At 68.8% G+C, this 14,453-nt stretch carries 12 protein-coding genes; 6 read left to right on the forward strand and 6 right to left on the reverse strand.

Annotated features, from left to right (window positions below):
• The first annotated feature begins 60 nt into the window (after nt 1-60).
• The 4 genes from ACZ9J7_RS10315 to ACZ9J7_RS10330 all read left to right on the forward strand — a co-directional run bounded on the left by ACZ9J7_RS10315 (nt 61) and on the right by ACZ9J7_RS10330 (nt 2,960).
• Nucleotides 61-507: a transposase gene (locus ACZ9J7_RS10315; protein ID WP_476206620.1), complete on the forward strand. Its 447-nt coding sequence runs from the start codon at nt 61-63 to the stop codon at nt 505-507.
• Nucleotides 471-1,511: an IS3 family transposase gene (locus ACZ9J7_RS10320; protein ID WP_476209140.1), complete on the forward strand. Its 1,041-nt coding sequence runs from the start codon at nt 471-473 to the stop codon at nt 1,509-1,511. The genes ACZ9J7_RS10315 and ACZ9J7_RS10320 overlap by 37 nt, the downstream gene beginning before the upstream one ends.
• A 124-nt stretch (nt 1,512-1,635) precedes the next feature.
• A complete protein-coding gene (locus ACZ9J7_RS10325; protein ID WP_476209141.1) occupies nt 1,636-2,271 on the forward strand; it encodes a helix-turn-helix domain-containing protein in 636 nt (211 codons plus the stop codon).
• Complete coding sequence (locus ACZ9J7_RS10330) at nt 2,268-2,960, forward strand: SRPBCC family protein (RefSeq protein WP_476209142.1); 693 nt, start codon at nt 2,268-2,270, stop codon at nt 2,958-2,960. The genes ACZ9J7_RS10325 and ACZ9J7_RS10330 overlap by 4 nt, the downstream gene beginning before the upstream one ends.
• 132 nt (nt 2,961-3,092) lie before the next feature.
• On the opposite strand, the gene yczR is transcribed toward ACZ9J7_RS10330, so the two are convergent.
• Nucleotides 3,093-4,589, reverse strand: coding sequence for a MocR-like transcription factor YczR (gene yczR, locus ACZ9J7_RS10335; protein WP_476209143.1), 1,497 nt, complete (start codon nt 4,587-4,589; stop codon nt 3,093-3,095).
• Nucleotides 4,590-4,649: 60 nt separating this feature from the next.
• Here yczR and yczE point away from each other — a divergent pair, with 60 nt between their 5' ends.
• On the forward strand, nt 4,650-5,270 hold the full coding sequence (gene yczE / locus ACZ9J7_RS10340; RefSeq protein WP_476209145.1) for a membrane protein YczE: 621 nt from the start codon (nt 4,650-4,652) through the stop codon (nt 5,268-5,270).
• A gap of 16 nt (nt 5,271-5,286) precedes the next feature.
• Here yczE and ACZ9J7_RS10345 read toward each other — a convergent pair whose 3' ends face one another.
• The 5 genes from ACZ9J7_RS10345 to ACZ9J7_RS10365 form a co-directional block, all read right to left on the reverse strand.
• On the reverse strand, nt 5,287-6,117 hold the full coding sequence (locus tag ACZ9J7_RS10345; protein ID WP_476209146.1) for an Fpg/Nei family DNA glycosylase: 831 nt from the start codon (nt 6,115-6,117) through the stop codon (nt 5,287-5,289).
• Nucleotides 6,110-11,239, reverse strand: a complete 5,130-nt coding sequence (locus ACZ9J7_RS10350) for an Lhr family helicase (RefSeq protein ID WP_476209147.1) — start codon at nt 11,237-11,239, stop codon at nt 6,110-6,112. Before ACZ9J7_RS10350 ends, ACZ9J7_RS10345 begins: the two co-directional genes overlap by 8 nt.
• Nucleotides 11,240-11,646: 407 nt before the next feature.
• Nucleotides 11,647-12,303, reverse strand: a complete 657-nt coding sequence (locus tag ACZ9J7_RS10355; RefSeq protein ID WP_476209148.1) for a DUF4232 domain-containing protein — start codon at nt 12,301-12,303, stop codon at nt 11,647-11,649.
• A 101-nt stretch (nt 12,304-12,404) separates the two neighbouring features.
• Entirely contained in the window at nt 12,405-13,157 is a 753-nt protein-coding gene (locus tag ACZ9J7_RS10360) for a YcnI family copper-binding membrane protein (protein WP_476209149.1), read from the reverse strand.
• 79 nt (nt 13,158-13,236) lie between these two features.
• The gene (locus ACZ9J7_RS10365) at nt 13,237-13,869 is read right to left on the reverse strand and encodes a hypothetical protein (protein WP_476209150.1); all 633 of its coding nucleotides are present in this window, start codon (nt 13,867-13,869) and stop codon (nt 13,237-13,239) included.
• A gap of 182 nt (nt 13,870-14,051) precedes the next feature.
• On the opposite strand from ACZ9J7_RS10365, the gene ACZ9J7_RS10370 reads away from it, so the two are divergent.
• The gene (locus ACZ9J7_RS10370) at nt 14,052-14,399 is read left to right on the forward strand and encodes a hypothetical protein (RefSeq protein WP_476209151.1); all 348 of its coding nucleotides are present in this window, start codon (nt 14,052-14,054) and stop codon (nt 14,397-14,399) included.
• Nucleotides 14,400-14,453: the final 54 nt, after the last annotated feature.

The raw sequence follows: 14,453 nt of genomic DNA on the forward strand, positions 1-14,453 counted from the left end.
GCTGTTGTGTGACAGTTTCGCTGTCGCTGCGGCCGGCGCTCAGGACGGGGAAGGTCCATCATGGATTTCGTTATGCCTGTCCGTGTCACGAATCGGAAGCACTTCACGACCGACCAGAAGCACGCGATTCTGGATGAGTACGACAAATGCCTGGAGTGGGGCTCTAAGGCCGCATTCATCCGGGCGGCCGGCATCACCGAAGGCACCATCAACACCTGGTGCCGGCAGAGGGAAGCCGGTCAGCTGAGGTCCAGATCCGACACGGTAAAGGAGGACCAGCGATTGAACGCAGGCGATAAGCAGTTGCTCAAACGGGTCTTGAAAGAAAACGAAATCCTCAAGGCCAAACTGGCACGGTCCGAGGCTGCCGTGGACATTCTGGGAAAAGCTTCCGCGCTCTTGGACGCGATGGCCAAGAGCGCGGCAGCGACGGATCCGAAACTGGAAGAACCGGAGCCGCAGCGGCCCGAGTGGCTGACGCCAAAATCTGGAAAGACATCGCCCTGACCTTTGCCGGGAAACTGATCACGGCCGGCTGGTCAGCGGTGAAGGCCTGCGCCCTGGTGGGCCTTCACCGCACGGCCTGGTACCGGCACTTGAGCCCGCCCACACCGCCCGGGATCCTGGTGCCCCATGTCCACCGGGCCTACCCGAACCGGATCAGCGACGCCGAAGCCGAGGCGTTCATGGAGCTGTTGAACTCCCGGGAATACGCCAACCTTTCCGTCACCCAGGCCTACTACCGGATGCTCGATGCCGGGCACTGCTTCTTCTCCATCGCCGCCGCCCATCGCATCGTGGCCCGGCACGGACAGAACGGCGACCGCCGCGAACAACGCACGGCAACCGGTCCCAAACGAGCCAAACCGGTCGTGCACGCCACCGCCCCGAATCAGCTGTGGAGCTGGGACATCACGATGCTCCACGGCCCGGGGAAACACACTTACCGGCTCTACACGATGTTGGACGTGTTCTCCCGCAAGGTCGTTGGGCACCGGGTCGAACACACCGAAACCGCGTCCCTGGCCGCGGCACTGATCAACGACGCGGTCACCGTGAACCGGCAGCGCCCAGAGGTGCTTCATGCCGATAACGGGGCACCCATGAGGGCCGGCAGTACCCTTCAGCTGGCCCAGTCCCTGGGCATCACTCTGTCCTACTCCCGGCCAAGGGTCTCGGACGACAATCCCTACTCCGAATCACTGTTCAAGACCGTGAAATACGACCTGGACTTTCCGCGCCGCTTCCGCGACATCCAGCACGCCCGGGACTACATGGCGGCTTTCTTCGCCAACTACAACGCCAACCACCGCCACAGCGGTTTGAACTACTACACCCCGGACCTCGTCCACAAAGGGCGCGGGAACCAAGCACGCCTACAACGGCAAGCCACCCTCGACGCGATCTATGCACGCCATCCGCAGAGATACCGCAACAAACCCACCGCACCAGCTGTGCCCTCTCAGGCCGGCATCAACCACAAAACCACCCCGCTGTCACAGACAGCTTGATATATACCGAGTTTTCGGCGACCCGGCAGCGTTCCGTCGATCTCGGTGATAACCATGGACACCGGCGAGACCGACGATAAAAAAGTTCTTGACAAAAAAAGTTGTCGGTGGGCACACTGGTGGCATGCAGGACATTGCAGTCATCGAGGACCCGGCAGCCGCCGAAGCATCCCTGGACCCCATCCGCGCCCGCATCCTGCGGGAGCTGGTGCAGCCGGCGTCAGCCACGCAGCTGGCGGTGCGCGTCGGCCTGCCCCGGCAGAAGGTGAACTACCACCTCAAGGCGCTGGAGCGGCATGGACTGGTGGAACTCGTGGAGGAGCGGCGCAAGGGAAATGTGACCGAGCGGGTCCTGCAGGCGGCGGCGGCCTCCTACCTGATCTCGCCGTCTGCCCTTGCCGCCGTGTCCCCGGATCCGGGCCGGTTCGCCGACCGCTTCTCGGCTTTCTGGCTGCTGGCGCTCGCCGGCCGGATGGTGCAGGAAGTGGGAAAGCTCATCACCGGTGCCGCCGCGGCCCGGCAGAAGCTGGCCACCTTCGCGATCGACGGCGACATCACCTTCCGCACAGCCGCGGACAGGGCCGCGTTCGCCGAGGAGCTCGGCGTTGAGGTGACCCGGCTGGTGGATAAGTACCACGACGCCGGCGGGTCACCGCGCGGGCGTCGGCACCGGCTGGTGGTGGCGCTGCACCCGGCACTCAAAGAAACCAATGCCTCCACGGCAACCAACGAAACAGCAGGCAAGGAGCAGGATAAATGAGCGACAAGCGGGACTTCGAGATCGTCCAGGACACCGAACTGCCCGGCACCCCCGAGCGGGTGTGGGAAGCCGTCACCAGCGGAACGCCGGCGTGGATGTTCCCCACGGACCAGTGGCCGGCGGTCCGGACAGTAGACGAGTATCCCCACCACCTGGTCTCCCGGATGGAGGGGCCGGACGGCTGGTTCAACCAACTGGAGCACGTGCTGGAGCCCCTGGACGGCGGCCGGGCCCGGCTCCACTACGTCCACAGCGGCATCTTCGCGGACAACTGGGACCAGCAGTACGACGGCGCCAGCCGCCACACCGAGTTCTACCTGCACACGCTGGGCCAGTACCTCGAGTACTTCGACGGCCGCCCCGTGGTGTTCACCGACATCCAGGCGCCCGACGCATCCCGGGTCTCGGACGGCTTCACCCGGCTCCGTGAGGCGCTGGGTGCAGGATCGGCCGAGCAGGGCGCCACGGTTGATATGGAGCTCGACGGCGTGGGGCGGCTTAGGGGCGACGTGGATTTCTCGAATGAGCACTTCCTGGGCATCCGCACGCCGGACGCGCTGTACCGGTTCTTCGGCCGCAACGCATGGGGTGCCCCCGTGGGCATGACGGTGCACGATTTCAGCGGCGCCGGCGACACGGAGGCCACCGCCAAGGCCTGGGGCGGCTTCCTGGGGCGCGTGTACGGGTAGCTACCGCTTCCCGTTTCGCGCCCAGATCGCCGGAACGATGCGGGGTCGCCGTTTCTTTCCGGCGGTTACGCACCGTTCCGGCGATTCCGGCGAGTCCGGTAGCGGAGAGGCGGGCGATTCCGGTAGCGGCGCTTAGGCGATGGCGACGGCGGGAGCCTGGGTGAGTGAGCGACGCAGCTGGGGTGCGGCGTCCAGCCGGTCCTGTGCTGCCCGGAGGGCCAGGACGGCAACCTCCAGTTTGTCCGGCGGAAGCGTGAAGGGCAGCCGCAGGTTGCGTTCGAAGGCGCCGCCGATTCCGAATCGGGGTCCGGCGGCCAGCCTGATGCCGTAGTCGGGGGCCAGGACTGTCAGCGCCGTGCTGATGGGGGCCGGGAGCCGGCACCACACGGAGAGGCCGCCGGCGGGCGGTGCCACCTGCCAGGTGGGAAGGTGCTCCGCCAGGAGATCCAGGAGGGCTGACCGGTTGCGGCGCAGCGTCTGCAGCAGGGCAGGCAGCGGTTCTTCCAGCGCCCGCACCAGGTGGGCTGCCGCGAGCTGCTCCATGACGGGGCCGCCCAGGTCCAGGGTGGTCCGGGCGGCGGCGAACCGCTGGATCATGGACTCCGAGGCACGGATCCAGCCGGTTCGCAGGCCGCCCCAGTGGGACTTGCTCAAGGACCCAATGGACACCACAGTGCTGCCGAAACCGGCAAGCGGCGTGGTGGCGGTCCCGTCGAGGTTGAGGTCCCGGAGCGTTTCGTCCGCCACCAAAACGGTTCCGGCCGCCGCCGCCGCGCGGGCCAATTGGCGGCGCTGGGCATCAGGCATGATCAGGCCCGTGGGGTTGTGGAAGTCCGGGACCAGGTAGGCAAGTTTTGGCTTTTGCTGCACCATGGCGGTTTCCATGGCCGGCAGGTCCCAGCCGGACCCGGCAAAGGCGACCGGGACGGGGCGGCACTTCGCGGAGCGGATGGCATCCAGCGCGTGGGGATAGCTGGGGTGTTCCACCAGGACCCGGTCCTGCCGGTCAGCCAGGGTGCGGATGATGATGGTCAGTGCGTGCTGGGCTCCGGAGGTCACCATGATCTGGCCCGGCTGGGTTGGCACTCCGGCGGCGCTGTAGCGGTCCGCGACCGCCTGCCGCAGCGGCAGCAGTCCCAGGGCGTCGTAGCCAAACCCGGGCAGCAGTGCCGGGAGCTCCGTCAGCGCTGCGGCGAAGGCCCGGTGCACCACCTCCCCGCTGGCGGGCAGCGCCGAATAGGCCAGGTCCACCAGCCCGCCCGGCGCCGTGAGTCCGGGTGCGGTGAGCCCGGGTGCCGCCAGCGCGCCGGTGGAAGGAGGCTGCGGACCGAAGAGGGCTGAACCAAAAGGGGTCAATTCCGGAATGCGGGTGCGGCCGCGGCTGCCCTGGCCGCTGCTGAGGAATCCCTGCTCCCGAAGGCTTGAATACGCCGCGGTTACCGTCGTCCTGCTGACATCCAGTGCCGCGCACAGCGCGCGCTCGCTGGGCAGCGCCGTATCCAGCGGGATCCTGCCGTCCAGGACGAGCAGCCGGACGACGTCGGCGAGTTCGCGGTATGCCGGCCCCGTACCGGTGTTCCACGGGCCGAGGAGGCGCGACAGCGCGAGGGCGGTAAGGGCAGCAGCCATGTAGCCAGTATTTCAGACTGGCTATGTAATTCAATGCCAGTTGGCTGTGATCATGGTTCCATGATGACCCGCAGACTTGTCCAGCTCTTCACCGGCCTCGCCATATACGGCATCTCCCTGGCCATGTTTATCCGCGCCGGCCTGGGCCTGGATCCGTGGGACGTGTTCCATCAGGGGCTGGCCAACCGGACCGGGCTGAGCATCGGAGTGGTGGTGATCGCCGTGAGCTTCCTGGTGCTGCTGCTGTGGATTCCGCTGCGGCAGATGCCCGGCTTCGGCACGCTCTGCAATGCCATCCTGGTGGGCGTCTTCGCGGACATCGGGCTGGCACTGATCCCGACGGTGAGCCACCTGGCCGGCCAGATCGGCCTCCTCGCGGGCGCCGTGCTGGTCAATGCGGTGGCCTCTGCGTGCTACATCGGTGCCGGTTTCGGGCCAGGTGCCCGCGATGGCCTCATGACCGGTCTTGCCCGGCGCACTGGATGGACGGTCAGGTTTTCCCGGACACTGATTGAGGTGACGGTGCTGGCGGCCGGCTGGCTGCTGGGCGGATCGGTGGGTGTGGGCACTGTGGTCTATGCGCTGGCGATTGGTCCCCTGGTCCACCTCCTGCTGCCGCGCTTCGTGGTTGGCACCGGCAAGGCCAGTGCCGCCAAGGAACCCACCACGGCGAACTGCTAAAGCGGCGGGCAGCACGTCAGGCAGGCGGGGGCTGGCACCTCGGACAGAAGTAGATGTCCCGCTCCTCTTCGCCGTTCGGCTTGCCGAGGAGCCCGCGCTGGATGGGCGTGCCGCACTTCAGGCACGGCCGCCGCTCTCCGCCGTAGACCCAGTAGCCCGGCCTGCCCGCCATCCTGCCCACCGGCATGCCCCGGTTATTGAGGATCGTGACGCGGCGCCCCGCACCCAGGTTGACCTCCAAAAGCTGCTTGGCGTCGGTCATCATGGTCCGCACGTCCGCAACGTCGGCAACCGGGGTGGCGGGATGCACTCCCGACAGGAAGCACGCCTCGCAGCGGTAGATGTTTCCGATCCCGGCAAGGTTCCGCTGGTCCAGCAGCGCGACGCCGATGGGAACCTCGGGGCGGGACCTGACGCGCCGTTCGGCCTCATCCAGGTCCCAGTCCGGGCCCAGGAGGTCCGGGCCGAGGAAGCCCACAATCGAATCCTCATTGGCGGTGGCCACAACTTCCACGATGCCCAGTGAGAAGCCGACGGCGTCCGCCACGGCCGTGCGCAGGACGCACCGGGCCGTGTAACCCGGCTTCCGCCACCTCCCGCCGGGCGGATAAACCTGCCAGGCGCCTTCCATCTTCAGGTGCGAGTGGATGGTCAGCCTTTTGTCCTCGGGGCTGACCACACGCATCAGCAGGTGCTTTCCCCTGGGGACCACTTCCTCCACGGTCCAGCCTGAAAGGTCCAGGGTGGCGAACCGGGGGACGCGGAAGTCAGAGGCAATCAGTGTCTGGCCCGCCAGGGCCTCATGCAGCTGGTGAGCGGCCCGCCAGACAGAATCCCCCTCAGGCACGGATCCTCAGTCCTTTCGGGGTGGAGTAGGCTCCGGCGGCGCTGAGGGCAGCGGCAACAGGGGTTTCGAGGATGCCGTGGCCGTTCACCTTCTCCATGATCAGCTTGTCCACCGCCCCACGGGTCACTACTCCCACCAGCGCTGCCCCTGCCGCCGCGAGGACGGCGTCGTCGTCGCTGAAGGCCAGCAGCGTCTTTCCGCCGCGCTCCACGTAGAGAACCAGCGCCCCGTCCACCAGCACCACCAGCGCCCCGGCTTTGCGGCCGGGGCGGTGCCCGGTGCCGGCGTCGTCCTGCGGAGCGGGCCAGGGGAGTGCGGCACCGTAGGGGTTGGCTGGATCCGTGGCAGCGAGGGCCAGGGCCACGGGTTCGGCCTTGGCCAGCCCGGTGTCCTCCGAGTAGGAGCGAAGCCGGTCCACGGTGGCCGGCACTGCGAACTGGGCGGCGCCGAGGTGCTCGATAAAGTAGCCGCGGCGGCAGCGGCCGGCTTCCTCCAGCCGGGCCAGCACCTTGTACATGAGGCCGAAACCGCCCAGGATCTGCTCAGCCATGACCGAGCCCCTGGTGACTACGCCGTAGCGGTCCAGCAACAGTTCCGCGGTGGCACGGGCGTGGATGGTGGCATCGAGTTCAGGCTCGGGCAGGGCAGACCACCGGCCCGCGGCAGTGGGCGGGGTGGCCGCCCCCTGCGATCCGTACCGGCCGCCGGACAGTCCGGGGGACCCCATCAGGCCGGTGCCATGGGAACGGCCCAACCGGCTCAGCCGTGGTGCCCTGGCCCGCGGTGCGCGGGCCACCTGGCGGTGGGCGGTGTGGCCTCCGGCAATCAGGGCCCGCACCGGGGCGAAGGTGTCTCCGGTGATCCGGCCGGCCCAGGCCAGGTCCCAGAGCGCAGCCACCACCTCCTGGTCGCTGAGGACGGCGTCCATGCCCCCGGCCACCTCGGACAGTTGCCGGAAGAAATAGCCGCCACCGTTGTTCCGCAGGTGGTCCAGGAGCCGTTGGCCGGCGTCCCCTGGTTCGAACTCGGGGGACAGGTTCAGCGTCAGCTCCACCGAGTCCGCCAGGTGGAGGCTGATCCAGCCGTCGTTCCCGGGCAGCGCCCCCGCCCCGGACCACAAGACCTCACCGGCAGCCATCAGCTCATCCAGCATGGCCGGCTGGTAGTTGGACACGCGGGTGGACAGTACCAGGGGTTCCCACGCCGAGGCGGGAACGGGTACTCCCGAGAGCTGGTCGATGGCAGTGATGATGCCGTCCAGTCCGCGCAGCGAGGGCTGTCCGCGGCCGCCGCCAGGGGTCCTGACATGTTGCCATGCCGGCAGGAAGCGGCCGTAGGCGGCGGCATCCACCGGTTCCACTTCCGCGCGCAGGGCAGCCAGGGAACGACGGCGGAGCTTGCGCAGCACTTCGGCGTCGCACCACTCGCTGGCGATGGTATGTGTCGTGCCGGCGGGGGAGCCCGCCACAGGGGCCGGCAGTTCATCCGCTGGCTGTGTTCCGGCCTCAATGCCGGATTCCTGCGCGGACTCCAGGGCGGATGCCTGTGCGGTCCCATCCTTCGGTTCGTCCTGCGGTGGGGGCGCCGCCTGCGCGGCCCCGGGCGGGGTCACGTGCGGCCGGAATTCGCCTTCCACCACGCGGCCGTCCGCGGCCAGGCGTTTCAGCGCGGTGCCCACCACGGCCACGCCCAGGCCCAGCCGGGCCGCAGCTTCCGCCGCGGTGAAGGGGCCGTGGGTGCGGGCATACCGGGAGACGAGGTCGCCGAGGGGATCGGCAACCGGCTCAATGAAGGCCAGCGGAACACCCATGGGCAGCGGCACGCCGATGGCATCGCGGAGGCGGGCAGCGTCCTCCACCGCAGCGAAGCGTTCCACGCCGCCGATGTTGACCTTGATGGCACGGTTGGCCCGCTGCAGCGCCAGGAGGTGGGCGGTGGCTTCCGCTACAGTGGCGGAGGGGGTTTCGGCGCGTGCCGTCTCCACGGGCTTAGCCACCGGTTCGGCGGACTCATTGGCCGCGGTTTCGGCGGCCTCAACCACCGGGGTTTCGGCAGGTTCCAGCCGCACAGCGGCCTCTTCCGGATCCAGGGGCCCCAATAGCCGCAGCAGGTCCGCCATGCCTTCCATTCCGCGGGCACGGCGGTCCGGGGCAAGGCGTTGCAGCTCGCGTTCGGTGGCGTCGATGACCTTCGCGTCCAGGAGTTCGCGCAGTTCCACCCTGCCCAGCAGCTCATTGAGCAGCGTGGAGTCCAGTGCCAGCGCGGCGGCGCGCCGCTCCGCGAGCGGGGAATCGCCTTCGTACAGGAACTGGGCGACGTAGCCAAACAGAAGGGACTTGGCGAACGGCGAGGGCTGCTGCGTGGTGGTCTGCACGATCCGCAGTTCCCGCCGTTCCACGGATGCAGCGATGTCCTTCAGCGCCGGCAGGTCGTAGACGTCCTGCAGGCACTCGCGCACGGTCTCCAGCACGATCGGGAAGGTGGGGTATTTCCTGGCCACATCCAGCAGCTGGGCTGACCGCTGGCGCTGCTGCCACAGGGGCTGGCGCTTGCCGGGGGTCTGCCTCGGCAGCAGGAGCGCCCGTGCGGCGCATTCCCGGAACCGGGAGGCGAAGAGGGCGCTGCCGCCCACCTCGGCGGTGACGATCTGCTCCAGTTCCTCGGGATCGAAGAGGAACAGTTCCGCGCCGGGCGGTTCGTCCTCCATCATGGGCACCCGGAGTACGATGCCGTCGTCGGCCGCCATGGCCGAGCCGTCCAGCCCGTAACGCTGGTGCAGCCGCTGCCCCACGGCCAGGGCCCACGGTGCGTGCACCGGCATGCCGAACGGGCTGTGCAGGATGACCCGCCAGTCGCCCAGTTCGTCGTGGAAGCGCTCCACCACCAGCGTGGTGTCGCTGGGGACCACTTCGGTGGCCAGCTTCTGCTCGGTGAGGTACTGGATGAGGTTGTTGGCGGCGAAGTCGTCCAGCCCGCTGGCCTTGCAGCGTTCGGTGGCCGGGCCGGCGTCGGACGCTGACAGCTCGCGCACAAACGCGCCCAGGGCGCGGCCAAGGTCCACCGGCCGGCCCAGCGAATCACCCTTCCAGAACGGCAGCTTGCCGGGCTGCCCGAACGCGGGGGAGACCAGGACGCGGTCGTGCGTGATGTCCTCGATCTTCCAGCTGGTGGCGCCCAGGGCAAAGACGTCACCCACCCGGGACTCGTAGACCATTTCTTCGTCGAGCTCGCCCACACGGCGGCCGCCCTTGGGTGCGCGGGCCGGTTTGCCGTCCTCGGAGGGGGAGGCCGAGCCTTCCTGTTCGGTGCCGATGATGTAGACGCCGAACAGGCCGCGGTCCGGGATGGTGCCGCCGGACGTTACAGCCAGGCGCTGGGCTCCCGGCCGGCCCTCGATGGTGCCGGCGTTGCGGTCCCAGATGATCCGGGGTCGGAGCTCGGCGAATTCATCCGATGGGTATCGACCGGCCAGCAGGTCCAGGGTGGCCTCGAAGGCCGACCGGGGGAGGGACGCGAAAGGGGCGGAGCGCCGGACGGTGCTGAACCATTCCTCCACGTCGATGCTTCCCAGCGCCGTCGCCGCCACGGTCTGCTGGGCCAGGATGTCCAGCGGGTTGGCCGGGATGCTGAGCCGCTCGATCTTGCCGTCCAGCATGCGCTCCACCGTGATGGCGGTGTGGACCAGGTCCGCGCGGTGCTTGGGGAAGAGGACGCCCTGCGAGATTTCGCCCACCTGGTGCCCGGCGCGGCCCACCCGCTGCAGGCCGCTGGCCACCGAGGGCGGCGACTCCACCTGGACCACGAGGTCCACGGCACCCATGTCAATGCCCAGTTCCAGGGATGACGTGGCCACCACGCAGCGGAGCCGCCCGGATTTGAGGTCGTCCTCGATGAGCGCACGCTGGTCCTTTGAAACCGAACCATGGTGGGCGCGGGCCAGGACCGGGTCTGCGCCGGCGGAGCTGCCGGCCTGGGCCATCATGTGTGCGGGCGTGGCGGTTGACGCGGGAATGCCCGACGCCGGTCCCCCCGTAGTGCCGGGTTCGGCTTCCAGCCCTTCCGGTCCGGCCCCGTCCCAGCCGCCGCCCACGGCCACCAGTTGGCGTTCGGCGTAGATCTCGTTGAGGCGGGCGGTGAGGCGCTCGGCGAGGCGCCGGGAATTGGCGAAGACGATGGTGGACTGGTTGGCCAGCACCAGGTCCACGATCTTTTCCTCCACATGCGGCCAGATGGACGCCTGCGGCTGCAGCCCGGACGCCGGACCGGAATCGAACGCCCCGGCCGCGCCCTGCAGGTCCGACATGTCCTCCACCGGCACGGAAACGGTCAGGTCCCAGTTCTTCCGGGCCGGCGGAGCGACGATCTCCACCGGGGCGGAACCAGCAAGGAACTGGGCCACGAGTTCCCGGGGCTCCACCGTGGCGGAGAGCCCGATGCGCTGCGCGGGCTTGGGCACCAGCGCATCCAGCCGCTCCAGCGACACGGCAAGGTGTGCTCCCCGCTTGGTGCCGGCAACTGCGTGGACCTCGTCAATGATGATGGTGTCCACCTCGGCCAGGGTCTCCCGGGCCTTTGACGTGAGCATGAGGAACAGGGACTCGGGGGTGGTGATGAGGATGTCCGGCGGGTTGCTGAGGAGCCCGCGGCGCTCGGCTGCGGGGGTATCCCCGGACCGGACCCCCACGGTGATCAGCGGCGCGGGAAGCCCCAACCGCTTTGCGGTCTGGGTGATGCCGATCAGTGGGGAGCGGAGGTTCCGTTCCACGTCCACGCCCAACGCCTTCAGCGGCGATATGTAGAGGACGCGGGTCTTGCGCTTGGGGGCCCGCGTGCGCTTGCCTTTGGCCGGCGGTTCCTCCGGGGCAGGCCCGGGGGCGTGCGACGACGAGACCAGGAGCCGGTCCAATGCCCAAAGGAAGGCGGCGAGCGTCTTTCCGGAGCCGGTGGGAGCCACCACCAGGGCATGCGAGCCGGAGGAGATGGCGTTCCAGGCGCCGGCCTGTGCCGGCGTCGGCTCCGAAAATGCGCCCAGAAACCAGTCCCGGGTGGGCCGGCTGAACTGGCCCATGGGCGTAGCCGTGCCGGAGGCACCGCCGCCGCCCGGACGCTGTTCCTGGTTCATGCCTCCATCATGCCCCACGGCACCGACACCCAACTCCGAGGCAGCTGCAGGCCCTGACCTCGGCAGCACACTTCGCGACCCAGCCCGCGTTGCTGCTTGGCGGCGCCCCACCCTGGGCCCATCCACTCACGCAGTTCCAGCCCGCGGCAGGTCGTTGCCGGCAGGGGTGCAGGCCGCGGACAGCCGCAGGTTCTTCCGCCACACGTCATCTCCACCCTGCCTTCGTAGGCAGCCTTCACACGGCGGTTTCGTCAAGTACCCGCCGTCGGCAGCCTTTTGCTAAGTGTACTTATTAATTGGGCTTTGGTTCGACGGCGTCCCAACAGGAAACGAAAGGCGGCCCGGCTTCTGAGCCGGGCCGCCTTTGCGTCATTCGGGAGCTTGCCACGAGGCGCGAAGCCAAGCGGTCAGGCGGGCTGGAATGCTCCAATGCTCAGCAGGGCAATGTCCGCGTTGCTGCACGCCGTGGTGGGCTCCGGGATGAACAGGGAGTCGGTGTCCTCCGGTGGATAGATCCTGTACCCGGCGGCGTCCACGGCTGCGCAGCCCTGGTAGTTGCGGGCCTGCGTGTACCGGAGGACTGCGGTGCCGGTCTGGCCGGGGGCCAGGAGGACGTCAACGACGCCGGCGGAGTCGTCCCGGGCCGCGGGGGCGCCGATGGGGGCGCCGGTGGCGTCCGCTACGAGGGAGACGCCGGGGTAGCCGCGAAGGATGCAGGGTTCGGAGCCCTTGTTGGTGAGGTTGAGCTTCATGTAGACACTGCCGGCCGCGCCGCCGCCGGATGCGTCAGTTGCGGCGGTGAGCCCGGCCGCCTTGCACAGCCCCGGACCGCCCGCAGCGGAGGTGGCTGGGGCGGGTGAAGCGGGCGTCGACGTTGCCGGTGCCGGGGAGGATGGAGGCGGCGTGGACGCCGATGCCGTGGCGGACTGGCTGGCCGGCCCGGTGGCGGGCGTGGTCGTCGTCTGGGACTGTGGCTGGCTTGGCCCGCACGCGGTGAGCAGCAGCGCCGCAGCAGCGGCCGCCGTCGTCAAGGCAAACCCCTGGGAAATTTTCTGAGACCTCATGGCACCACCTTCGCGGTAGCCGTTGCCCGCGTCAACGATGCCACATGCGGTAACAGCAATTTGATGCCCGGATCGTGATGATCCGGGCATCAAATGCGTCCCTACTTACCGCCGGTGGGCGCGTGGCCGGCTGTGTCCGCTGCCGGTGTGCGGCGTCCGCCCCGGCTCCGGAACAGGGCGGCACCGCCCAGGGCCAGTCCGCCCACCCCGGCAGCAAGCCCCGCCCAGCTCCGGGCCTCGGCGCCGGTACCGGTCACAGGCGCTGCCTGCGCGGTGGCGTGCGCTGTCCCGTGGCTATCTCCGCCTGCCCCGGCGGTAAGGGTGATCGACGGTGCGGGTGCCTTGAGCCCGTGCGGGTCCTGCCCATCGGCGGCGATCTGGGACCAGTCCGTCTGGCCGCTTTCGCAGGTCTGCAGCGTGGGGAAGTGCAGGGTTGCGCCGGCACTGTCCGGAAGGTGCACGGACAGGACCAGGACGTCGCGGAGTTCAGGGCTCAGCGGCGCTTTGGCGGTGTACACAATCTGGCTGGTGCGCTTGGTGATGCTGGAACCGTCGGGAAGCTTCCGGGGTTCGGCGAACTGCTCGGTCACCTTTTCCGCAGTCCAGTTCGGGTTGACCGTGGGCTGGGCATCGTTCAGTTCCTGGGGCAGCGTGATGGCCACCTTGGTGGTGGGTGACGTATCGCAGCCATGGGGGATTCCGAACGTCAGCAGCGCATTGGCGCCGGCGTCCGTCTTGTCCGGCGTCACGCCAACGTGGGCGGAAGCACCGGCCGCGCCCGCGAGCAGCAGGGCAGCTGCGCCTGCGGCGGCTGCGGACGTGGTCAGGGCACGGCGAAGGATTGGGGTTGTCATGGGTTGCCTTTCGGGCGCACGCCTCTGGGCGAGGGGTGCAAAAGTCTGGTCTCCGGCGCCGGGAGGCCGGTGCCGGGCTTTAAAGCGGAAGTACGACGGCGGAAGGCGGGCCGCGCCGGCTGTCCTGGCGCAGGTTGCGCCAGGGGGAGCGGCACACGGGGGCGTGCCGGAAGAGTCCGTCCAGGCGGACGGCGGGCAATGGTGCAACGGCGCGGGGAAGGCCCGCGAAAGGCCGGAGCCAGGCGGCGAGTGCCCACAGGGCAGCTTCGCCCTTGGCCAGGAGCAGCGCGCAAACCAGGGTCGCTGCCGCGTGGGCCGCGAGCATGAGGGGTGCCCGCCCGGGGTCTGCCGGGCTCAGGTGTTCCGCGAGTGGAGCAAAGCCGTTCAAGGCGAGCAGGCTGTCGCTGTGCAGGTGGGTTGCCGCTGCCCCCGCTGCCGCCCCTGGGAGCGGGGTGGAGAAGGCGGTGAGGAGCTCGTGCAGCGCAAGCTGGCCGCCGGCCAGGAGTGCGGTCATGGCGGGGAACGAGAGCCGGAGCCGGGTGGCAACAGTGCTGGCCAGCCCGGTCAGCGCCAGGACGGCAAGGAGTATTCCGGTCGGCGGCAATTGGCCGCCGGCCGCGACGTGGGCGGCGGCGGCGAGGGCAAGGGTGCCTGCCGCCAAAGCAGAGGCGCGCAGGAGGTGGAAGGGTGCCCGCGGGAGGGAACCACGCACGGCTGCTCCTCCTGCTGTGAGTCGGCGCTTCGGGTGCAGGGCCGGTTCCGCTTGCTGGTCCGGAACGAAGGTTCCGGCCATTCAGATTCTACCGGGAATACCGGCTGTGCCGGGCCCTGTGACGGCGTGGAGGGGCAGCGCTAGACTGCCAGCGTACGTGTTGGCGATCGAAGGAGAAGTTCATGGACTACACCGGAAGCCAGTCGGAGAAGGTCGTCCAGGCCGGTGAACTGGGCCGCAGCCACATTGGGCAGACCATCAGCTTCCAGCCGGACGAGTTCACCGTCGTCTTCGGGAAGCTCGCCGGCATCGCGCGGACTGAGGCCATGGTCTACCTGTCCCTGGCGGGAGTGGGAAACGGCACGCACCTGAAGGACGAATACGACCTGCCCGTGACGCATGAGGTCTACGTGCCGGTGGATGTCATTTCGAACGCGGAATCGACCATCAAGGACCTGTTCGGGAAGGTCCAGGAGAACCTCCGGGGTGCGGGCCATAAGGGTGGCGAGGACCGGACTGACCGGCTCTAGCCGCCCCTGAAAGCGGAAGGCCGGCACCAACGTGCCGGCCTTCCCGTCTGTTTG

Source organism: Pseudarthrobacter sp. TE9888, assembly GCF_056279345.1.